Annotated in this window: 26 protein-coding genes; 24 read left to right on the top strand and 2 right to left on the bottom strand. The window is 53.6% G+C overall.

What is annotated here, in order from left to right; all coding sequences use genetic code 11:
- Window positions 1–85: 85 nt before the first annotated feature.
- From G434_RS22840 to G434_RS22830, 3 genes are all read left to right on the top strand, one after another.
- A complete protein-coding gene (locus G434_RS22840; RefSeq protein ID WP_016239001.1) occupies window positions 86–1,939 on the top strand; it encodes an SASA family carbohydrate esterase in 1,854 nt (617 codons plus the stop codon).
- A 149-nt stretch (window positions 1,940–2,088) separates the two neighbouring features.
- Window positions 2,089–2,304, top strand: a complete 216-nt coding sequence (locus G434_RS22835) for a class II holin family protein (RefSeq protein ID WP_000284510.1) — start codon at window positions 2,089–2,091, stop codon at window positions 2,302–2,304.
- Between the two features lie 4 nt (window positions 2,305–2,308).
- Window positions 2,309–2,653: a YdfR family protein gene (locus G434_RS22830; protein WP_000193278.1), complete on the top strand. Its 345-nt coding sequence runs from the start codon at window positions 2,309–2,311 to the stop codon at window positions 2,651–2,653.
- On the opposite strand, the gene G434_RS26840 is transcribed toward G434_RS22830, so the two are convergent.
- A complete protein-coding gene (locus G434_RS26840) occupies window positions 2,619–2,891 on the bottom strand; it encodes a hypothetical protein (RefSeq protein WP_000369850.1) in 273 nt (90 codons plus the stop codon). The genes G434_RS22830 and G434_RS26840 overlap by 35 nt on opposite strands.
- A gap of 105 nt (window positions 2,892–2,996) precedes the next feature.
- Between G434_RS26840 and G434_RS22825 the strand changes: the two genes are divergently transcribed.
- From G434_RS22825 to G434_RS22815, 4 genes are all read left to right on the top strand, one after another.
- The gene (locus G434_RS22825) at window positions 2,997–3,530 is read left to right on the top strand and encodes a lysozyme (RefSeq protein WP_016239002.1); all 534 of its coding nucleotides are present in this window, start codon (window positions 2,997–2,999) and stop codon (window positions 3,528–3,530) included.
- A gap of 159 nt (window positions 3,531–3,689) precedes the next feature.
- Window positions 3,690–3,827, top strand: coding sequence for a hypothetical protein (locus tag G434_RS30620; RefSeq protein ID WP_000459345.1), 138 nt, complete (start codon window positions 3,690–3,692; stop codon window positions 3,825–3,827).
- Window position 3,828: 1 nt separating this feature from the next.
- Window positions 3,829–4,296: a lysis protein gene (locus G434_RS22820; RefSeq protein WP_001082539.1), complete on the top strand. Its 468-nt coding sequence runs from the start codon at window positions 3,829–3,831 to the stop codon at window positions 4,294–4,296.
- A 350-nt stretch (window positions 4,297–4,646) separates the two neighbouring features.
- Window positions 4,647–4,787 carry a hypothetical protein gene (locus G434_RS22815; protein ID WP_000347013.1) on the top strand — a complete coding sequence of 47 codons (141 nt, stop codon included), beginning with the start codon at window positions 4,647–4,649 and terminating at the stop codon, window positions 4,785–4,787.
- A gap of 132 nt (window positions 4,788–4,919) precedes the next feature.
- Here the strand turns inward: G434_RS22815 and G434_RS0124660 are convergent, their stop codons facing one another.
- Entirely contained in the window at window positions 4,920–5,105 is a 186-nt protein-coding gene (locus G434_RS0124660) for a YlcI/YnfO family protein (protein ID WP_001329960.1), read from the bottom strand.
- Window positions 5,106–5,500: 395 nt separating this feature from the next.
- Here G434_RS0124660 and G434_RS22810 point away from each other — a divergent pair, with 395 nt between their 5' ends.
- Genes G434_RS22810 through G434_RS22730 form a run of 17 tightly spaced genes read left to right on the top strand, consistent with a single transcriptional unit; the run spans window position 5,501 to window position 19,664 of the window.
- The gene (locus tag G434_RS22810; RefSeq protein WP_000867569.1) at window positions 5,501–6,049 is read left to right on the top strand and encodes a terminase small subunit; all 549 of its coding nucleotides are present in this window, start codon (window positions 5,501–5,503) and stop codon (window positions 6,047–6,049) included.
- A complete protein-coding gene (locus tag G434_RS22805; RefSeq protein ID WP_001304453.1) occupies window positions 6,021–7,949 on the top strand; it encodes a phage terminase large subunit family protein in 1,929 nt (642 codons plus the stop codon). Before G434_RS22810 ends, G434_RS22805 begins: the two co-directional genes overlap by 29 nt.
- Entirely contained in the window at window positions 7,933–8,139 is a 207-nt protein-coding gene (locus tag G434_RS22800) for a phage head-tail joining protein (protein ID WP_016239003.1), read from the top strand. The genes G434_RS22805 and G434_RS22800 overlap by 17 nt, the downstream gene beginning before the upstream one ends.
- Window positions 8,136–9,728 carry a phage portal protein gene (locus G434_RS22795; protein WP_016239004.1) on the top strand — a complete coding sequence of 531 codons (1,593 nt, stop codon included), beginning with the start codon at window positions 8,136–8,138 and terminating at the stop codon, window positions 9,726–9,728. Before G434_RS22800 ends, G434_RS22795 begins: the two co-directional genes overlap by 4 nt.
- Window positions 9,718–11,223, top strand: coding sequence for a S49 family peptidase (locus G434_RS22790; protein WP_016239005.1), 1,506 nt, complete (start codon window positions 9,718–9,720; stop codon window positions 11,221–11,223). Before G434_RS22795 ends, G434_RS22790 begins: the two co-directional genes overlap by 11 nt.
- 36 nt (window positions 11,224–11,259) lie before the next feature.
- The gene (locus G434_RS22785; protein ID WP_000256823.1) at window positions 11,260–11,607 is read left to right on the top strand and encodes a head decoration protein; all 348 of its coding nucleotides are present in this window, start codon (window positions 11,260–11,262) and stop codon (window positions 11,605–11,607) included.
- A 57-nt stretch (window positions 11,608–11,664) separates the two neighbouring features.
- Window positions 11,665–12,693, top strand: coding sequence for a major capsid protein (locus G434_RS22780; protein ID WP_000522596.1), 1,029 nt, complete (start codon window positions 11,665–11,667; stop codon window positions 12,691–12,693).
- A gap of 51 nt (window positions 12,694–12,744) precedes the next feature.
- Window positions 12,745–13,113: a DNA-packaging protein FI gene (gpFI, locus tag G434_RS22775; protein WP_000201508.1), complete on the top strand. Its 369-nt coding sequence runs from the start codon at window positions 12,745–12,747 to the stop codon at window positions 13,111–13,113.
- Complete coding sequence (locus tag G434_RS22770; protein ID WP_001204198.1) at window positions 13,106–13,459, top strand: head-tail joining protein; 354 nt, start codon at window positions 13,106–13,108, stop codon at window positions 13,457–13,459. The genes gpFI and G434_RS22770 overlap by 8 nt, the downstream gene beginning before the upstream one ends.
- Window positions 13,460–13,473: 14 nt before the next feature.
- Window positions 13,474–14,049: a phage tail protein gene (locus G434_RS22765; protein WP_000975009.1), complete on the top strand. Its 576-nt coding sequence runs from the start codon at window positions 13,474–13,476 to the stop codon at window positions 14,047–14,049.
- Entirely contained in the window at window positions 14,046–14,441 is a 396-nt protein-coding gene (locus G434_RS22760; protein ID WP_000683079.1) for a phage minor tail U family protein, read from the top strand. Before G434_RS22765 ends, G434_RS22760 begins: the two co-directional genes overlap by 4 nt.
- 7 nt (window positions 14,442–14,448) lie before the next feature.
- On the top strand, window positions 14,449–15,201 hold the full coding sequence (locus G434_RS22755) for a phage tail protein (protein ID WP_000235110.1): 753 nt from the start codon (window positions 14,449–14,451) through the stop codon (window positions 15,199–15,201).
- Between the two features lie 13 nt (window positions 15,202–15,214).
- Window positions 15,215–15,646 carry a phage tail assembly chaperone G gene (gene gpG / locus G434_RS22750; RefSeq protein ID WP_000479111.1) on the top strand — a complete coding sequence of 144 codons (432 nt, stop codon included), beginning with the start codon at window positions 15,215–15,217 and terminating at the stop codon, window positions 15,644–15,646.
- A 26-nt stretch (window positions 15,647–15,672) separates the two neighbouring features.
- The gene (locus tag G434_RS22745; protein WP_000533402.1) at window positions 15,673–16,086 is read left to right on the top strand and encodes a phage tail assembly protein T; all 414 of its coding nucleotides are present in this window, start codon (window positions 15,673–15,675) and stop codon (window positions 16,084–16,086) included.
- Window positions 16,067–18,637 (top strand): phage tail tape measure protein, encoded by a 2,571-nt coding sequence (locus tag G434_RS22740; RefSeq protein ID WP_016239006.1) that lies wholly within the window; start codon window positions 16,067–16,069, stop codon window positions 18,635–18,637. Before G434_RS22745 ends, G434_RS22740 begins: the two co-directional genes overlap by 20 nt.
- The gene (locus G434_RS22735; RefSeq protein ID WP_000847345.1) at window positions 18,637–18,966 is read left to right on the top strand and encodes a phage tail protein; all 330 of its coding nucleotides are present in this window, start codon (window positions 18,637–18,639) and stop codon (window positions 18,964–18,966) included. The genes G434_RS22740 and G434_RS22735 overlap by 1 nt, the downstream gene beginning before the upstream one ends.
- Window positions 18,966–19,664 carry a phage minor tail protein L gene (locus G434_RS22730; protein WP_001152612.1) on the top strand — a complete coding sequence of 233 codons (699 nt, stop codon included), beginning with the start codon at window positions 18,966–18,968 and terminating at the stop codon, window positions 19,662–19,664. Before G434_RS22735 ends, G434_RS22730 begins: the two co-directional genes overlap by 1 nt.
- Window positions 19,665–19,667 lie beyond the last annotated feature (3 nt).

Genomic DNA, 19,667 nt, shown 5'->3' on the forward strand with positions numbered 1-19,667 from the left:
TCTCCCTTCTGCCATTGTCCTGTAACTTCCGGACTTCAGCCTGCTCCTTATCTGACTCACAACATTATCCCGCCCGGGAGGATTCATGGCATTTAAACACTATGACGTGGTCAGGGCGGCATCGCCGTCAGACCTTGCGAAACGACTGACACAAAAACTGAAGGAGGGCTGGCAGCCGTTTGGTAGTCCGGTGGCCATAACCCCTTATACCCTGATGCAGGCGATTGCAGCAGAAGGTGATGTGGTCGTCAGTGGTGCAACTGAGCCGGAGTGGTACTACGTCATCGTACTGGCCGGGCAATCCAATGCCATGGCTTACGGTGAAGGGCTTCCGCTTCCGGATTCATACGATGCGCCCCATCCGCGCATTAAGCAACTGGCCCGTCGTAACACAGTGACTCCCGGTGGTGAAGTATGCGTATTTAACGACATCATTCCTGCTGACCATTGTCTGCATGATGTTCAGGATATGAGTACGATTAACCATCCCCGGGCTGACCTGAGCAAAGGGCAGTACGGCTGTGTCGGACAGGGCTTACATATTGCCAAAAAACTGCTTCCGTATATCCCTAATAATGCGGGGATCCTGCTGGTACCATGCTGTCGTGGTGGTTCGGCATTCACCCAGGGCACGGAGGGGACATTCAGCGAGTCCACGGGAGCCAGTCAGGATTCGGCTCGCTGGGGAGTGGGTAAGCCGTTATATCAGGATCTGCTTTTCCGCACGAAGGCAGCATTGCAGAAAAACCCGAAAAACGTTTTGCTGGCGATATGCTGGATGCAGGGGGAATTCGATATGACGAATGCCAGTTACGCCCAGCAGCCAGCAGCATTTCTTGCAATGGTACAGCAGTTCCGTGCTGACCTTGCCGGGCTGGCGGCGCAGTGTCACGGTGGAAGTCCGGCATCAGTCCCCTGGATTTGTGGCGACACGACATACGCGTGGAAACAAGAACACGGTACGCAATATGAAGTGGTATATGGTGCATATAAAGGTAAAGAATCCCAGCAGATTTATTTTGTTCCCTTTATGACCGATGGTAGCGGAGTTAATACACCGACAAACAACCCGTCAGAAGATCCTGCTATTGCCGGGTCTGGTTATTACGGTTCGGCATCCCGAACGAACAAAAACTGGGTATCATCAAATCGCCCGACGCATTTCAGCTCATGGGCGCGTCGTGGCATTATTCCCGATCGTATGGCAACTGCTATTCTGAACGTAGCCGGTCGCACCTTAGCCTTCATTAGTGGTAAGGCACCGGAAATCAAACCCTCGCCCGGCGGCGACACGCCATCGGGGCCGTCTGAAGATGCATCCGTACGCACAATCTCCCTGTTGCCGACAGCCGGAGATGCTGCTGCGCAGGGCTGGAGCATTAAGGACGGCGGAATTCAGTTGTCGGGTGGTGTATTTAAGATCGCCAAGCAGAGCAATAAAGCCTGGTCCCTGACGCGCCCGGTGGATGACGCAGTCTCCCTGCTGACACGGGGTGGCAGACTGAGCTGTAAGTTTCGACTGTCAGGCGCACTGACCAACAACCAGTTCGGTCTGGGAATTTATCTGTATACCGATGTAGCGTTACCTGACGTCGTGGCGATGACCGGGACTGGTAACCCGTTCCTGATGTCGTTCTTCACCCAAACCACAGACGGCAAACTGAATCTGATGCATCACAAGAAAGCAGGAAACACAAAGTTGGGCGAGTTCGGGAATTACAGTAACGACTGGCAGACGCTGGAGCTGGTGTTCACCGCCGGCAGTGCCACGGTTACTCCGAAACTGAATGGAGTGGCTGGCCCGGCATTCCAGGCCATAAAAGACAGTCTGGCAGTGGGACTAAATGCACTGACGCTGACGGATATTACCAAAAATGCAACGTATGGCGTTGAGATAGAAAGTCTGGTGCTGGAGATAAATGCACCGGCATCATCATAAAAAGTGAGCCAGTCAAATGGAAGGTATCGTTAAACTCACCGGTAGTGTCAGTGGATCGTCTGAGACGCTTGCATGAGTTATCAGAGCCATCAGTAGTTAACTGGTGGCTTTTTTATTGTTGTCAGCTTCCGGATAACGGGAGACGGGGTATGTACCAGATGGAAAAAATCACAACAGGTGTGTCATACACCACGTCAGCGGTGGGAACGGGCTACTGGTTCCTGCAGTTGCTGGACAGGGTTTCCCCGTCTCAGTGGGCGGCAATAGGCGTGCTGGGGAGTCTGCTGTTTGGGCTGCTGACATATCTGACTAACCTGTATTTCAAAATCAGAGAGGACCGTCGTAAGGCTGCACGGGGAGAGTAATTCAATGACTCAAAACTATGAACTGATTGTGAAAGGGATCCGCAATTTTGAGAATAAAGTTACGGTAACTTTAGCGTTACGGGACAAAAAACGCTTTGACGGTGAAATTTTTGACCTGGACATCTCGCTGGACCGTGTTGAAGGTGCCGCGCTGGAGTTTTATGAGGCAGCAGCCAGAAGGAGCATCAGACAGGTCTTCCTGGATGTTGCTGCCGGGTTATGTGAAGGGGATGAGCAGTCGCCGGAAAAGCGCCCCGTAATTTTAGAGGCGCAGGATGTGTTGATAACCTACAGAGGAAAACTACCGGGAATAATTACGGGTTCTCTGAAGAGTCCGCCGAAATGGTAATTTTACCAGCATATTTTTCATCCAGTAATACAGCAAGCCGCCTGAAAGAGTCTTGTTGTTCCTGAGACCATTTGGGATTGCATGATTCAAACTGGATTGATGCCAGCGTTGATTGCATCTGTTCCCTTGGAATTGAGAATGCCAGATATGAGAAGGCGACGGTAAGGGTATTCACGTCTTCCCGAAGCCTGGAAATGCTGTCGAGCAACTCCTGTAGAGAAATGGTGTTATTGTCCATAAATAATCCTCATGATTGTATTGACCTGTTAGCAGCCTGAGGCAACAGGCTGGAACTGATAAACATATCCAGGGCTCAGAAACCGATAAATCCTGATAAATATCCATGAACACCAAAATCAGATACGGCCTGTCGGCTGCCGTTCTGGCGCTGATTGCCGCTGGTGCGCCTGCGCCTGACATTCTCGACCAGTTTCTGGATGAAAAGGAAGGTAACCACACCACGGCATACCGTGATGGCGCGGGTATCTGGACCATCTGCCGCGGTGCCATCCTGGTGGATGGCAAACCTGTCGTTCCGGGCATGAAGTTGTCGAAGGAAAAATGCGACCGGGTTAACGCCATTGAGCGTGATAAGGCGCTGGCATGGGTGGAGAAAAACATCAAAGTGCCATTGAGCGAACCCCAGAAAGCGGGGATCGCGTCATTCTGTCCGTACAACATTGGTCCCGGTAAGTGTTTCCCGTCGACGTTTTATAAACGAATTAATGCAGGTGATCGCAGGGGAGCGTGTGAGGCGATTCGCTGGTGGATTAAGGACGGTGGCAGAGACTGCCGTATCCGCTCAAATAACTGTTATGGTCAGGTATCCCGTCGTGACCAGGAGAGCGCGCTGGCGTGCTGGGGAATCGACAGATAAGCAGAATATTTTGCTGAAAAATAAGGCATGGCCACGCGGGCGGATAACATGAAATCCTGCGAACTGGCGAAACGTAAGTGAATAAAAGTAAAAACCCCGTTTGTTGGCACCAAGCGGGGTTTTGTGTTTCCTGACTCCGGAAAAGTCAAAGGAGAAAGTGTGTTTGATTTTAGCAAACTGATTCGGGAGATTCGAGTGATGGCTGAAAAATTATCCACCTGGAAGTTCATTCTTATCTGGCTGGTGTTTGTGATTATGGCCTCCGGTTATTTCATCGGTCAGATACGCTGGTGGTGAAATGAACCGCGTACTGTGCGTGGTCATCATTGCCCTGCTGGTGGCCTGTGGTGCGCTTAGTCTGGGGCTGAATCATTACCGTGATAACGCCATTACCTACAAAGCCCAGCGCGACAAAAATGTCAGAGAACTGAAGCTGGCGAACGCGGCAATTACTGACATGCAGATGCGTCAGCGTGATGTTGCTGCGCTCGATGCAAAATACACGAAGGAGTTAGCTGATGCGAAAGCTGAAAATGAAACTCTTCGCGCTGACGTTGCCGCTGGTCGTAAGCGCCTGCGTATCAACGCCACCTGTCCAGGTCCCGTGCGTGAAGCCACCGGCACCGCCCGCGTGGATAATGCAACCGGCCCCCAACTGGCAGACACCGTTACACGGGATTATTTCACCCTCAGAGAGCGGCTGATGACGATGCAGAAGCAACTGGAAGGGGCGCAGGAATATATCCGTACTCAGTGCCTGAAATAAGTTTTGTTGATGCGCCGTATCGTCGCTGTATTCCCTCATTAACAGAGACCGCAGCCCGACAGGGAGACTCCTCTGCGCGAGTATGCGGGGATAATCAAAAACGATACACACCGGGGTTTACCGCGTTAACGGAGCGCGGCGTTGTCCCCTCATAGTCGCCTGTCCGGTGCGATGGTGGAAGAAACCGGATGTTTATCACTATTAATTGATGACACAGAAATGGATTCATTGAATTTCAGCACGTTTTTGTATTCGTGTTATTGAACATCTGTTTATTTTACTTTTAACATATTGATAATAAAAAGAGCTGTAAATCTTTAGATGAGTCGATTTTGTCCGGGGAAGTTCAAATGGATTTTATGCTGACGGTTTCTGGTGTGGTTATCCTGTCCATTGCTTATACTGCAGATAAATATGGCTGCCATTTGTTATCACGTATTGGCGCTTATTGTTCGTTGATGCTGATTTTCTCGTCGCTTTTTTTTGAGTAAGTTATATTAATTATAACAAATAATTTTCTGTGTTATTTTTTCAGGCTATCCCGTCAGAGGGGAAGCCTGTACTGCCGGGGAGCGAATGGAAAACTGATGTGTCCGGTAACTGCGTGTTCTGTGAACACCATGTTACTTAATTATGTAATTCATACCCGAACTCTCTGTTGACAGCCTTCTTCTGCAGGCTTCAATAACCCACGCTGAAAAGTTTCCTGAACCTTTCAGATCAAGAGCGATGTTAATTTGTTCAATCATCTGGTTTGGAAATCGGATGTTGCGGGTTGTTGTTCTGCGGGTTCTGTTCTTTGATGACATAATGTTTCCCCATATTCAGTGTTGCTGATTTGTATTATCTGAAGTTGCTTTTACGTTAATTTGATGCAGATCAATTAATACGATACCTGCGTCATAATTGATTATTTCTCGTGGTTTGATGGCGTACACACATGTTGTGATAAACCTTATATAGATGATAATCATTATCATTTTCGTGGGTCCTTTCCGGCGATCCGACCGGTTACGGGGCGGCGACCTCGCGGTTTTTCACTATTTATGAAAATTTTTCAGGGAAAATCGTGTCGGTACTTCTCGAATATAACTTTTTGTTTTTTTTAATATTGCATCCGTAAAGGTCCGACATGAAAGTGTCCGAAAATGCCTTTTTCTGGCGTTTTCACGTCGGGCCTTGTATTTGATAATGGGTTGTTTTCATGAAGGTTAATAAAAAGAGGCTTGCCGAAATTTTCAACGTGGACCCGCGGACGATTGAACGCTGGCAGTCTCAGGGACTCCCTTGCGCCTCCAAAGGTAGTAAGGGCATTGAATCTGTATTTGATACTGCCATGGCAATTCAGTGGTATGCGCAGAGGGAAACTGATATCGAAAACGAAAAGCTCCGCAAAGAACTGGACGATTTGCGTGCGGCAGCGGAGTCAGATTTACAACCCGGCACCATTGACTATGAACGCTACCGGCTCACAAAAGCGCAGGCAGATGCGCAGGAACTGAAAAATGCCCGTGAAGACGGAGTAGTGCTGGAAACTGAACTGTTTACCTTCATTCTGCAACGTGTGGCACAGGAGATTTCGGGGATACTTGTGCGTGTGCCGTTGACATTACAGCGTAAATATCCGGACATTTCACCATCACACCTTGATGTGGTGAAAACTGAAATCGCGAAAGCCTCCAATGTTTCAGCTAAGGCCGGTGAAAACGTGGGCGGGTGGATCGATGATTTCAGACGCGCAGAAGGCAGCTAATGCAGCCGGTGCGATAGCTACAGGGCTTTTATCTCTCATTATTCCTGTTCCACTGACGACAGTTCAGTGGGCCAATAAACATTATTACCTTCCTAAAGAGTCGTCTTATACCCCGGGGCGGTGGGAAACACTGCCGTTTCAGGTTGGCATCATGAACTGTATGGGCAACGATCTGATTCGCACGGTTAACCTGATTAAATCTGCCCGTGTTGGTTATACAAAGATGTTGCTGGGAGTGGAGGCTTATTTTATTGAGCATAAATCACGCAACAGCCTTCTTTTTCAGCCCACGGACTCAGCTGCTGAAGATTTTATGAAATCTCATGTTGAGCCAACGATAAGGGATGTTCCTGCATTGCTGGAGCTGGCTCCATGGTTCGGAAGAAAACACCGCGATAATACGCTCACCCTGAAGCGTTTTTCCTCCGGTGTGGGGTTCTGGTGTCTGGGTGGTGCGGCAGCAAAAAACTACCGTGAAAAATCCGTGGATGTGGTCTGTTATGACGAGCTTTCCTCGTTCGAACCGGATGTTGAAAAAGAGGGTTCGCCAACCCTGCTGGGGGATAAACGTATTGAGGGCTCTGTATGGCCAAAATCCATTCGCGGCTCGACGCCTAAAATCAAAGGCTCCTGCCAGATCGAAAAAGCCGCTAACGAGTCGGCACACTTCATGCGTTTTTATGTGCCCTGTCCGCACTGTGGGGAGGAGCAGTATCTGAAATTTGGCGATGATGCCTCGCCTTTCGGTCTTAAGTGGGAGAAGAATAAGCCAGAAAGTGTTTTCTACCTTTGTGAGCATCATGGCTGTGTGATCCATCAGTCTGAGCTTGACCAGAGTAACGGGCGGTGGATCTGTGAAAACACGGGCATGTGGACCCGTGACGGCCTGATGTTTTTCAGCGCCCGGGGTGATGAAATTCCGCCGCCGCGCTCCATCACTTTCCATATCTGGACGGCGTACAGTCCGTTCACCACCTGGGTACAGATTGTCTATGACTGGCTGGATGCACTGAAAGATCCCAACGGCCTGAAAACCTTTGTGAACACCACGCTGGGCGAGACCTGGGAAGAGGCTGTGGGCGAAAAACTCGATCACCAGGTACTGATGGATAAGGTTGTGCGTTACACGGCGGCGGTGCCTGCCCGGGTGGTTTATCTGACGGCGGGCATTGACTCGCAGCGAAACCGTTTTGAGATGTATGTCTGGGGATGGGCTCCGGGAGAGGAAGCCTTTCTGGTGGATAAAATCATCATTATGGGGCGTCCCGATGAGGAAGAGACGCTGTTACGTGTGGATGCGGCGATCAACAAAAAATACCGCCATGCAGACGGAACCGAAATGACTATTTCCCGTGTCTGCTGGGACATCGGGGGGATCGATGGCGAAATCGTTTATCAGAGGTCAAAAAAACACGGTGTTTTCCGGGTGCTGCCGGTAAAAGGCGCATCTGTCTATGGCAAGCCGGTGATCACCATGCCAAAAACCCGCAATCAGCGGGGCGTGTATCTGTGTGAAGTGGGGACGGACACCGCAAAAGAAATTCTCTATGCCCGTATGAAAGCCGATCCCACGCCTGTGGATGAAGCCACGTCGTATGCCATCCGTTTTCCTGATGATCCGGAGATTTTTTCGCAGACAGAGGCGCAGCAACTGGTCGCGGAAGAGCTTGTGGAGAAGTGGGAAAAAGGAAAGATGCGTCTGCTGTGGGATAACAAAAAGCGGCGTAACGAAGCGCTGGACTGCCTGGTGTATGCCTACGCGGCATTACGTGTGTCCGTGCAACGCTGGCAGCTTGATCTGGCTGTACTGGCAAAATCCCGGGAAGAAGAGACGACCCGGCCAACCCTTAAAGAACTGGCAGCGAAGCTGTCCGGAGGAGTGAATGGTTACAGTCGCTGAACTGCAGGCGCTGCGTCAGGCGCGCCTTGATTTATTAACCGGTAAACGGGTGGTGTCTGTCCAGAAAGATGGTCGCAGAATTGAATATACGGCGGCTTCTCTGGATGAGCTTAACCGGGCGATCAATAATGCGGAGTCGGTACTGGGGACAACCCGGCGTCGCCGTCGTCCGCTGGGAGTGAGGTTATGAAACGAACGCCTGTCCTGATTGATGTGAACGGCGTTCCGCTTCGTGAGAGTCTCAGCTACAACGGGGGCGGTGCAGGATTTGGCGGGCAAATGGCTGAGTGGTTGCCACCGGCGCAGAGTGCCGATGCGGCCCTGCTACCCGCGTTGCGTCTGGGGAATGCCCGGGCAGATGATCTGGTGCGCAATAACGGAATAGCGGCTAATGCGGTGGCTCTGCATAAGGATCACATTGTCGGGCATATGTTTCTGATCAGCTACCGTCCGAACTGGCGCTGGCTGGGGATGCGGGAGACCGCAGCAAAAAGCTTTGTCGATGAGGTGGAGGCGGCCTGGTCGGAATACGCCGAAGGGATGTTTGGCGAGATCGACGTGGAAGGAAAACGCACGTTCACGGAATTTATCCGTGAAGGTGTGGGCGTTCATGCGTTTAACGGCGAAATCTTTGTGCAGCCGGTCTGGGATACGGAAACCACGCAGTTATTCCGTACGCGTTTTAAAGCCGTGAGTCCGAAACGGGTGGACACGCCTGGACACGGTATGGGGAACCGTTTTCTGCGGGCCGGTGTGGAGGTCGATCGATATGGCCGTGCCGTCGCGTACCATATTTGTGAGGATGATTTTCCGTTCTCTGGTAGTGGACGATGGGAACGGATCCCGCGTGAACTTCCCACCGGGCGTCCGGCCATGCTGCATATTTTCGAGCTGGTGGAGGACGGGCAGACCCGTGGGGCTAATCAGTTTTACAGCGTCATGGAACGGCTGAAGATGCTCGATTCCCTGCAGGCAACACAGCTTCAGTCGGCCATAGTGAAGGCGATGTATGCAGCGACGATTGAAAGTGAACTTGATACCGAAAAGGCCTTTGAATATATCGCCGGCGCGCCACAGGAGCAGAAGGATAATCCGCTTATTAATATTCTGGAGAAGTTCTCCAGCTGGTATGACACGAATAACGTGACACTGGGCGGTGTCAAAATTCCGCACCTTTTCCCTGGTGATGATCTGAAACTACAGACTGCGCAGGATTCAGACAATGGATTTTCTGCGCTTGAACAGGCGCTGCTGCGGTATATCGCCGCCGGTCTTGGCGTTTCCTACGAACAGTTGTCCCGTGATTACTCGAAGGTCAGTTACTCAAGTGCCCGCGCCTCCGCCAATGAGTCGTGGCGCTATTTTATGGGGCGGCGAAAATTTATTGCGGCCCGGCTGGCCACGCAGATGTTTTCCTGCTGGCTGGAAGAGGCACTTCTTCGGGGGATTATTCGTCCGCCACGGGCACGTTTTGATTTTTATCAGGCGCGATCAGCCTGGTCACGGGCAGAGTGGATTGGTGCCGGAAGAATGGCCATTGACGGGCTCAAGGAAGTCCAGGAATCAGTGATGCGCATTGAGGCCGGACTGAGCACGTATGAGAAAGAGCTGGCGCTGATGGGCGAGGATTATCAGGACATTTTCCGCCAGCAGGTCAGGGAATCTGCTGAGCGGCAAAAAGCCGGACTCTCACGTCCGGTGTGGATAGCGCAGGCGTATCAGCAGCAGATAGCGGAGAGTCGCAGGCCGGAAGAGGAGACAACACCACGTGAGACGTAATCTTTCACACATTATTGCCGCAGCATTCAATGAACCGCTGCTTCTGGAGCCCGCCTATGCGCGGGTTTTCTTTTGCGCGCTCGGGCGCGAGATGGGAGCAGCAAGTCTTTCGGTACCACAACAGCAGGTACAGTTTGATGCTCCCGGAATGCTGGCTGAAACGGATGAGTACATGGCCGGAGGTAAACGACCGGCCCGTGTTTACAGGGTGGTGAACGGTATTGCTGTACTGCCGGTGACCGGCACGCTGGTGCACCGGCTGGGTGGTATGCGGCCATTTTCCGGAATGACAGGCTATGACGGTATTGTCGCCTGTCTTCAGCAGGCAATGGCGGATAGCCAGGTGCGGGGCGTACTGCTGGACATTGACAGTCCGGGAGGGCAGGCCGCCGGCGCGTTTGACTGCGCTGACATGATTTACCGCCTCCGTCAGCAGAAGCCGGTCTGGGCACTGTGCAATGACACTGCCTGTTCTGCAGCCATGCTGCTGGCGTCGGCCTGCTCCCGACGGCTGGTTACCCAGACATCCCGTATCGGCTCCATTGGCGTGATGATGAGCCATGTCAGCTATGCCGGTCATCTGGCGCAGGCCGGTGTGGATATCACGCTGATTTATGCCGGGGCGCACAAGGTGGATGGCAATCAGTTTGAAGCGTTGCCGGCAGAGGTTCGCCAGGATATGCAGCAGCGGATTGATGCGGCGCACCGGATGTTTGCCGAAAAAGTGGCGATGTATACCGGGTTGTCTGTGGATGTGGTCACGGGAACAGAGGCCGCCGTTTTTGAAGGTCAGTCCGGCATTGAGGCCGGGCTGGCGGATGAATTAATTAATGCGTCGGATGCCATCAGTGTGATGGCCACGGCGCTGAACAGTAATGTCAGAGGAGGCACTATGCCGCAATTAACTGCAACGGAAGCCGCCGTGCAGGAGAACCAGCGAGTGATGGGGATCCTGACATGCCAGGAAGCGAAAGGACGTGAACAGCTTGCCACGATGCTGGCAGGGCAACAGGGCATGAGCGTTGAACAGGCCCGGGCGATTCTGGCCGCGGCGGCACCGCAGCAGCCGGTGGCATCCGCGCAGAGTGAAGCCGATCGCATTATGGCGTGTGAAGAAGCGAACGGTCGTGAACAACTGGCGGCAACGCTGGCGGCGATGCCGGAGATGACGGTGGAAAAAGCCCGCCCGATCCTGGCGGCTGCACCACTGGCGGATGCCGGGCCCTCACTTCGTGATCAGATCATGGCCCTGGATGAGGCAAAAGGGGCAGAAGCGCAGGCTGAAAAACTGGCGGCCTGCCCGGGAATGACCGTGGAGAACGCCCGGGCTGTGCTGGCTGCGGGATCAGGTAAGGCCGAACCGGTCTCTGCATCCACAACCGCCCTGTTTGAACATTTCATGGCGAATCATTCACCGGCAGCGGTGCGGGGTGGCGTGTCACAGACGTCAGCAGACGGTGATGCGGACGTGAAAATGCTCATGGCCATGCCATGAAGTCAGTGCTGACCATCAATATGAGGTTTTAACAAAATGGTGACGAAAACCATCACTGAACAGCGTGCGGAAGTACGTATTTTTGCTGGTAATGATCCGGCTCATACCGCCACAGGCAGCAGCGGGATTTCTTCTGCAACACCGGCTCTGACGCCCCTGATGCTGGATGAAGCCACCGGGAAACTGGTGGTCTGGGATGGACAGAAAGCCGGTAGTGCGGTTGGCATACTGGTACTGCCGCTTGAAGGCACAGAGACGGTGCTGACCTATTACAAGTCGGGGACCTTTGCGACGGAGGCAATCCGCTGGCCTGACAGTGTGGATGAACACAAAAAGGCAAATGCCTTTGCCGGCACAGCCCTGAGTCACGCGGCTCTGCCGTAACACGTTATCAGGCCACCATGGTGGCCTGACTGATTTCTGAATGAAAGGAACTGATTTATGGGATTGTTTACGACCCGCCAGTTACTCGGTTATACCGAACAAAAAGTTAAATTCCGTGCGCTATTTCTGGAGCTGTTTTTCCGCCGTACGGTGAATTTCCACACCGAAGAGGTGATGCTGGACAAAATTACCGGAAAAACGCCGGTGGCGGCCTATGTCTCCCCGATCGTTGAAGGAAAAGTGCTGCGCCATCGTGGTGGTGAAACCCGCGTGTTGCGTCCGGGCTACGTCAAGCCGAAACACGAATTTAATTACCAGCAGGCGGTTGAGCGCCTTCCCGGTGAAGATCCGGCTCAGCTGAACGACCCGGCCTACCGTCGTCTGCGTATCATCACTGATAACCTCAAACAGGAAGAGCACGCTATTGTGCAGGTGGAAGAAATGCAGGCGGTGAATGCCGTGCTGTATGGCAAATATACGATGGAAGGAGACCAGTTCGAGAAAATTGAAGTCGATTTTGGCCGATCGACGAAGAATAACATCATACAAGGTAGCGGTAAGGAGTGGTCAAAACAGGATCGTGACACGTTCGACCCGACATATGATATCGACCTTTTCTGTGATCAGGCCAGTGGTCTTGTGAATATTGCCATTATGGACGGTACCGTCTGGCGTCTGCTGAATGGCTTTAAGCTTTTCCGCGAAAAAATGGATACCCGTCGCGGTTCAAACTCACAACTCGAAACGGCAGTGAAAGATCTGGGCGCAGTGGTATCCTTCAAGGGGTATTACGGCGATCTGGCCATTGTGGTAGCGAAAACGTCTTATGTGGCAGAGGACGGTACCGAAAAACGTTATCTGCCGGAGGGCACGCTGGTGCTGGGGAATACGGCAGCAGAGGGGATTCGTTGCTATGGAGCCATTAAGGATGCACAGGCGTTGTCTGAAGGAGTGGTGGCTTCTTCCCGTTACCCGAAACACTGGCTGACCGTGGGCGATCCGTCCTGTGAATTCACCATGACGCAGTCCGCGCCGCTGATGGTGCTGCCGGATCCGGATGAGTTTGTGGTGGTACAGGTGAAATAATCCGTGAGCGGGGGCGAAATGCCCCCGTGTTTTTTTCACAGGGAGCTGGATATGGCAACAAAAGAAGAAAATCAGAAACGTCTTCGTGAACTGGCTGGTCTGCTGGGGCGCGAGGCGGATATGTCGGGGAGTGCTGCGGATATCGCACAGCGTGTGGCAGAGTGGGAAGAGGAGGTTTGCGCCTCGGAAAATGAAATCGCAGATGTTGATGATACCGTTCATGAGCAGGCATGCAGGCACACCGGTGAGGATGACGTTGGTATTCTGGAACGTATCAGGCTTCTGAAGTGTTTTTACCTGTGCGGTGTTGACGATGAAACAGGTGAGCCTGTTGAGCATGTTGATGCTGGCAGAGTAATTCTGATGCCCCCCTCAGTGGCAAAAGACATGGTCAGGAGCGGAATGGCCGTTTATGCGTGATTTTGAGAATTCCTTTGATGCTGCCCTTGCCGGGGTGGACAGAACGATTGTTGAAGTGATGGGGCTCTGTGCGCAGTTCACCTCGGGGGCACAGTGTGGCAGCGAAGTTCAGGGGGTTTTTGACGATCCGGAGTCGCTGGGGTTTGCCGGTAGCGGGGTCCGTATTGAAGGAAGCAGCCCGTCATTATTTGTGCGGACGGATACGGTTCGTGCCGTGCGGCGTGGTGACACGCTGACCATTAATGGTGAGACATTCTGGGTGGATCGTGTTTCTCCGGATGACGGGGGTAGCTGTTATCTCTGGCTCAACCGTGGGCAACCACCCGCAGTTAACCGGCGACGATAAACGCAGGGTTAATTATGGCGATAAAAGGGCTTGATCAGGCGATTGACAATCTGAGCCGGGTTCGTAAAAACGCCATTCCGGCTGCTTCTGCAATGACCATTAACCGCGTGGCCACAACGGCGATTAATCAGTCTTCGTCACAGGTTGCCCGGGAAACCAGGGTGAGACGGAAACTGGTAAAGGAACGGTCCAGACTGAAACGGGCGACGGTCAGAAATCCGAATGCCAGAATTATCGTTAACCGCGGTGATCTCCCTGTGATTAAGCTGGGGATCAGAATGCTGGGGCGTCGTCCGAACAGCATACTCAAAGCCGGTCAGCATCGTTATCAGCGGGCATTTATCCAGCGATTAAATAATGGGCGCTGGCATGTTATGCAACGTCTTCCCCAGGCCAGATATGAGGAGGGCAATGACGACAAGGGGAGGAAAAAGCGTAATCGCCTTCCCATTCAGGTGGTGAAAATCCCGATGGCGGCCCCACTGAAACAGGCATTTGATGAGAATGTTGACCGTATCCGGCGTGAACGCCTGCCCGGAGAACTGGCATCCGCGCTGAAACAACAACTGAGGATTGCGATAAAACGATGAAACACACTGACATTCGTGCCGCAGTGCTGGATGCACTCGAGCAGCATGAACACGGGGCGACGCTGTTTGATGGTCGCCCCGTTGTTTTTGACGAAGAGGATTTTCCTGCGATCGCGGTTTATCTGACGGATGCAGAGTATACCGGTGAAGAGCTGGATGCAGATACCTGGCGGGCCACGCTGCATATTGAGGTGTTTTTACCGGCACAGGTACCGGATTCAGAGCTTGATCAGTGGATGGAAAGCCGGATTTACCCGGCGATGACCGCGATCCCGGCACTGGCAGGACTGATTACCACGATGGTTACGCAGGGCTATGAGTATCGTCGTGATGACGATATGGCGTTATGGAGTTCTGCAGATCTGACTTATTCCATTACATACGAGATGTGAGGACGATATGGCAACACCAAATCCCCTTGAGCCGGTAAAAGGTGCCGGTACCACTCTGTGGGTTTACAACGGCAAGGGTGATGCTTATGCAAACCCGTTGTCAGACGATGACTGGCAGCGACTGGCTAAGGTGAAGGATCTGACGCCGGGCGAGATGACGGCAGAATCCTACGATGATAACTACCTGGATGATGAAGACGCGGACTGGACCGCGACCGGTCAGGGGCAGAAATCTGCAGGTGATACCAGTTTTACGCTGGCCTGGAAACCGGGAGAGGAAGGCCAGAAAGGGCTTATAGGCTGGTTTGAAAGCGGCGATGTCCGGGCCTATAAAATCCGTTTTCCGAATGGCACGGTGGATGTGTTTCGTGGCTGGGTCAGCAGTATCGGTAAGGCCGTGACGGCGAAAGAAGTGATCACCCGCACGGTGAAAGTCACTAACGTGGGTAAACCTTCTGTAGCGGAAGAACGCAGCAAAATTACGCCGGTCAGTGCGATTAAGGTGACGCCGACATCCGGTACGGTGGCAAAAGGGAAAACAACCACCCTGACGGTTTCTTTTGAGCCGGAAAGTGCAACCGACAAGACGTTCAGAGCGGTTTCCGCCGATCCGTCGAAAGCCACCATTAGTGTGAAAGATATGACAATTACGGTAAACGGCGTGGCGACAGGTAAGGTGCAGATCCCTGTGGTGAGCGGAAATGGTCAGTTCGCCGCAGTGGCTGAAGTCACCGTTACTGAAGCGGGCGCTGCAGGGTAAACGGAGGTAATACATGTTTCTGAAAACAGAACAATTTGAATATAACGGTGTGTCTGTCACGCTTTCCGAATTGTCTGCGCTGCAGCGTATCGAGCATCTTGCCCTCCTGAAACGGCGTGCAGAACAGGCAGAATCCAGCGGCAACCTGCAGGTAAGCGTGGAAGATCTCGTCAGAACCGGCGCGTTTCTGGTGGCGATGTCCCTGTGGCATAACCATCCGCAGAAAACGGGATCACCGTCAATGAATGAGGCCGTGATGAAGATAGAGCAGGAAGTGCTCACCACCTGGCCTGCCGATGCCATTGCCCGGGCGGAAGACGTGGTGTTGTGCCTGTCCGGGATGATCGAAGCTGTTCGTCCGGATACTGATATTACTGAAGTGGCGAAAAATAACACGCTGACTGATGATGATTTTTCTGCGGGAAAGTCTTCGACGGCGAGCTGAACTTTGCCCTCAGACTGGCGCGTGAGATGGGGAGACCCGACTGGCGCGCCATGCTTGCCGGGATGACATCCACCGAATATGCCGACTGGCACCGTTTTTACCGCACGCATTATTTTCAGGATACCCAGCTGGATATGCATTTTTCCGGGCTGACGTACGCTGTACTCAGCCTGTTTTTTTGCGATCCGGATATGCATCCCTCTGATTTCAGTCTGCTTGTCCCCCGGCATGAGGAAGAGCAGGTGGAGAGGCCGGATGAGGACAAAATGCTGATGCAGAAAGCGGCAGGACTTGCCGGAGGCGTCCGGTTCGGTGGGGACGGAGGGCGCGATATTTTATCGTCTGCGGATGTGGCGGATGTCATGGTGGATGATGCCGCATTAATGATGGCTTCAGCGGGGATTCCGGGAGGTGTGAGATATGTCCCAGCCGGTTGGTGATCTTGTTATTGACCTTAGTCTGGATGCTGTCCGTTTCGATGAGCAGATGAGCCGGGTAAGGCGTCATTTTTCAGGTCTGGATACCGACGCCAGAAAAACCGCCAGTGCTGTTGAACAGGGCCTGAGCCGCCAGGCGCTGGCTGCACAAAAAGCCGGGATTTCCGTCGGGCAGTATAAAGCGGCCATGCGAACCCTGCCCGCACAGTTTACGGATATCGCCACGCAGCTTGCCGGTGGTCAGAATCCCTGGTTGATCCTGCTGCAACAGGGCGGTCAGGTGAAGGACTCCTTCGGCGGGATGATCCCCATGTTCAGGGGGCTTGCCGGTGCGATCACCCTGCCGATGGTCGGGGTCACCTCGCTGGCGGTGGCGACAGGTGCGCTGGCGTACGCCTGGTACCAGGGCGACGCCACGCTTTCAGAATTTAATAAAACGCTGGTCCTTTCCGGCAATCAGGCCGGACTGACTGCCGATCGTATGCTGACGCTCTCAAGAGCCGGGCAGGCAGCAGGGCTGACGTTTAACCAGGCGAGAGAGTCACTGGCAGCCCTGGTGAATGCCGGTGTGCGTGGTGGTGAACAGTTTGATGCCATCAACCAGAGTGTCGCGCGTTTTGCGTCTGCATCCGGTGTGGAGGTAGATAAAGTCGCTGAAGCCTTCGGGAAGCTGACCACTGACCCGACGTCGGGACTGATGGCGATGGCGCGCCAGTTCCGTAACGTGACGGCAGAGCAGATTGCGTATGTTGCACAACTGCAGCGTTCCGGAGACGAGGCCGGGGCCTTACAGGCGGCGAACGATATCGCCACGAAAGGCTTTGATGAGCAGACCCGTCGCCTGAAAGAAAACATGGGAACACTGGAGACCTGGGCGGATAAAACAGGGAAGGCATTCAAATCGATGTGGGATGCCATTCTGGATATCGGTCGTCCGGAATCCTCAGCGGATATGCTCGCCAGTGCACAGAAGGCATTTGATGAGGCGGATAAAAAATGGCAGTGGTACCAGAGTCGGAGCCAGCGCCGCGGTAAAACCTCCTCTTTCCGGGCCAACCTTCAGGGCGCATGGGATGACCGGGAAAATGCCCGTCTGGGTCTGGCAGCGGCAACGCTGCAGTCGGATATGGAAAAAGCCGGTGAACTGGCGGCAAGGGACAGGGCTGAGCGTGAGTCGTCACAGCTGAAGTATACCGGAGAGGCGCAGAAGGCGTATGAGCGCCTGCTGACGCCACTGGAGAAATATACCGCCCGGCAGGAAGAGCTGAATAAGGCCCTGAAAGACGGGAAAATCCTGCAGGCGGATTACAACACGCTGATGGCGTCGGCAAAAAAGGATTATGAGTCGACGCAGAAAAAGCCGTCCGGTGTGAAGGTGTCTGCCGGTGAGCGCCAGGAAGACCAGGCGCATGCAGCCCTGCTGGCGCTTGAAACTGAGCTCAGGACGCTGGAGAAGCACAGCGGTGCGAATGAAAAAATCAGCCAGCAGCGCCGTGATTTATGGAAAGCGGAAAATCAGTATGTGGTCCTGAAAGAGGCCGCCACGAAACGGCAGTTATCTGAGCAGGAAAAATCCCTGCTGGCTCATGAGAAAGAGACGCTGGAGTACAAACGCCAGCTGGCTGAGCTGGGAGACAAGATTGAACACCAGAAGCGGCTGAATGAGCTGGCACAGCAGGCGGCGCGGTTTGAACAGCAGCAAAGCGCGAAGCAGGCGGCAATCAGCGCAAAAGCCCGCGGCCTCACCGACCGTCAGGCGCAGCGGGAGTCGGAAGAGCAGCGCCTTCGTGAGGTGTACGGTGATAATCCGGCTGCGCTGGCGAAGGCCACATCGGCACTGAAGAACACCTGGTCTGCGGAGGAGCAGCTTCGTGGAAGCTGGATGGCCGGGATGAAGTCCGGCTGGGGCGAGTGGGCGGAAAGTGCGACGGACAGTTTTTCGCAGGTTAAAAACGCGGCCACGCAGACCTTTGATGGTATTGCACAGAATATGGCGGCGATGCTGACCGGCAGTGAACAGAACTGGCGCAGCTTCACCCGTTCCGTGCTGTCCATGATGACAGAAATTCTGCTTAAGCAGGCAATGGTGGGGATTGTCGGGAGTATCGGCAGCGCCATTGGCGGGGCTGTTGGTGGCGGCGCATCCGCGTCAGGCGGTACAGCCATTCAGGCCGCTGCGGCGAAACTCCATTTTGCGACCGGAGGATTTACGGGAACCGGCGGCAAATATGAGCCAGCGGGGATTGTTCATCGTGGTGAATTTGTCTTCACGAAGGAGGCAACCAGCCGGATTGGTGTCGGCAACCTGTACCGCCTGATGCGGGGCTATGCGGAAGGTGGTTATGTGGGCGGTGCCGGAAGTCCGGCGCAGATGCGGCGGGCTGAAGGCATTAATTTTAATCAGAACAATCACGTGGTGATTCAGAACGACGGTACGAATGGTCTGCCAGGTCCACAGATGATGAAGGCAGTGTATGACATGGCCCGCAAGGGTGCCCGTGATGAAATTCAGGCACAGATGCGCGATGGTGGTCTGTTCTCCGGAGGTGGATGATGAAGACCTTCCGCTGGAAAGTGAAACCCGGTATGGATGTGGCTTCGGCCCCTTCTGTAAGAAAGGTGCGCTTTGGTGATGGCTATTCTCAGCGAGCGCCTGCCGGGCTGAATGCCAACCTGAAAACGTACAGCGTGACGCTTTCTGTCCCCCGTGAGGAGGCCACGGTACTGGAGTCGTTTCTGGAAGAGCACGGGGGCTGGAAAGCCTTTCTGTGGACGCCGCCTTATGAGTGGCGGCAGATAAAGGTGACCTGCGCAAAATGGTCGTCGCGGGTCAGTATGCTGCGTGTTGAGTTCAGCGCAGAGTTTGAACAGGTGGTGAACTGATGCAGGATATCCGGCAGGAAACACTGAATGAATGCACCCGTGCGGAGCAGTCGGCCAGCGTGGTGCTCTGGGAAATCGACCTGACAGAGGTCGGTGGAGAACGTTATTTTTTCTGTAATGAGCAGAACGAAAAAGGTGAGCCGGTCACCTGGCAGGGGCGACAGTATCAGCCGTATCCCATTCAGGGGAGTGGTTTTGAACTGAATGGCAAAGGCACCAGTACGCGCCCCACGCTGACGGTTTCTAACCTGTACGGTATGGTCACCGGGATGGCGGAAGATCTGCAGAGTCTGGTCGGCGGAACGGTGGTCCGGCGTAAGGTTTACGCCCGTTTTCTGGATGCGGTGAACTTCGTCAACGGAAACAGTGACGCCGATCCGGAGCAGGAGGTGATCAGCCGCTGGCGCATCGAGCAGTGCAGCGAACTGAGCGCGGTGAGTGCCTCCTTTGTACTGTCCACGCCGACGGAAACGGATGGCGCTGTTTTTCCGGGGCGTATCATGCTGGCCAACACCTGCACCTGGACCTATCGCGGTGATGAGTGCGGTTATCACGGTCCGGCAGTCGCGGATGAATATGACCAGCCGACGTCCGATATCACGAAGGATAAATGCAGCAAATGCCTGAGCGGCTGTAAGTTTCGCAATAACGTCGGCAACTTTGGCGGCTTCCTTTCCATTAACAAACTTTCGCAGTGAATC

It is taken from the genome of Escherichia sp. KTE172 (assembly GCF_000408845.1).
Lineage (GTDB): Bacteria > Pseudomonadota > Gammaproteobacteria > Enterobacterales > Enterobacteriaceae > Escherichia > Escherichia coli.

Coding starts and splice junctions, on each gene's coding strand:
- G434_RS22840 (WP_016239001.1), top strand. CDS start 86: ATGGCATTTAAACACTATGACGTGGTCAGGGCGGCATCGCCGTCAGAC.
- G434_RS22835 (WP_000284510.1), top strand. CDS start 2,089: ATGTACCAGATGGAAAAAATCACAACAGGTGTGTCATACACCACGTCA.
- G434_RS22830 (WP_000193278.1), top strand. CDS start 2,309: ATGACTCAAAACTATGAACTGATTGTGAAAGGGATCCGCAATTTTGAG.
- G434_RS26840 (WP_000369850.1), bottom strand. CDS start 2,891: ATGGACAATAACACCATTTCTCTACAGGAGTTGCTCGACAGCATTTCC.
- G434_RS22825 (WP_016239002.1), top strand. CDS start 2,997: ATGAACACCAAAATCAGATACGGCCTGTCGGCTGCCGTTCTGGCGCTG.
- G434_RS22820 (WP_001082539.1), top strand. CDS start 3,829: ATGAACCGCGTACTGTGCGTGGTCATCATTGCCCTGCTGGTGGCCTGT.
- G434_RS22815 (WP_000347013.1), top strand. CDS start 4,647: ATGGATTTTATGCTGACGGTTTCTGGTGTGGTTATCCTGTCCATTGCT.
- G434_RS0124660 (WP_001329960.1), bottom strand. CDS start 5,105: ATGTCATCAAAGAACAGAACCCGCAGAACAACAACCCGCAACATCCGA.
- G434_RS22810 (WP_000867569.1), top strand. CDS start 5,501: ATGAAGGTTAATAAAAAGAGGCTTGCCGAAATTTTCAACGTGGACCCG.
- G434_RS22805 (WP_001304453.1), top strand. CDS start 6,021: ATGATTTCAGACGCGCAGAAGGCAGCTAATGCAGCCGGTGCGATAGCT.
- G434_RS22800 (WP_016239003.1), top strand. CDS start 7,933: ATGGTTACAGTCGCTGAACTGCAGGCGCTGCGTCAGGCGCGCCTTGAT.
- G434_RS22795 (WP_016239004.1), top strand. CDS start 8,136: ATGAAACGAACGCCTGTCCTGATTGATGTGAACGGCGTTCCGCTTCGT.
- G434_RS22785 (WP_000256823.1), top strand. CDS start 11,260: ATGGTGACGAAAACCATCACTGAACAGCGTGCGGAAGTACGTATTTTT.
- G434_RS22780 (WP_000522596.1), top strand. CDS start 11,665: ATGGGATTGTTTACGACCCGCCAGTTACTCGGTTATACCGAACAAAAA.
- gpFI (WP_000201508.1), top strand. CDS start 12,745: ATGGCAACAAAAGAAGAAAATCAGAAACGTCTTCGTGAACTGGCTGGT.
- G434_RS22770 (WP_001204198.1), top strand. CDS start 13,106: ATGCGTGATTTTGAGAATTCCTTTGATGCTGCCCTTGCCGGGGTGGAC.
- G434_RS22765 (WP_000975009.1), top strand. CDS start 13,474: ATGGCGATAAAAGGGCTTGATCAGGCGATTGACAATCTGAGCCGGGTT.
- G434_RS22760 (WP_000683079.1), top strand. CDS start 14,046: ATGAAACACACTGACATTCGTGCCGCAGTGCTGGATGCACTCGAGCAG.
- G434_RS22755 (WP_000235110.1), top strand. CDS start 14,449: ATGGCAACACCAAATCCCCTTGAGCCGGTAAAAGGTGCCGGTACCACT.
- gpG (WP_000479111.1), top strand. CDS start 15,215: ATGTTTCTGAAAACAGAACAATTTGAATATAACGGTGTGTCTGTCACG.
- G434_RS22745 (WP_000533402.1), top strand. CDS start 15,673: ATGGGGAGACCCGACTGGCGCGCCATGCTTGCCGGGATGACATCCACC.
- G434_RS22740 (WP_016239006.1), top strand. CDS start 16,067: ATGTCCCAGCCGGTTGGTGATCTTGTTATTGACCTTAGTCTGGATGCT.
- G434_RS22735 (WP_000847345.1), top strand. CDS start 18,637: ATGAAGACCTTCCGCTGGAAAGTGAAACCCGGTATGGATGTGGCTTCG.
- G434_RS22730 (WP_001152612.1), top strand. CDS start 18,966: ATGCAGGATATCCGGCAGGAAACACTGAATGAATGCACCCGTGCGGAG.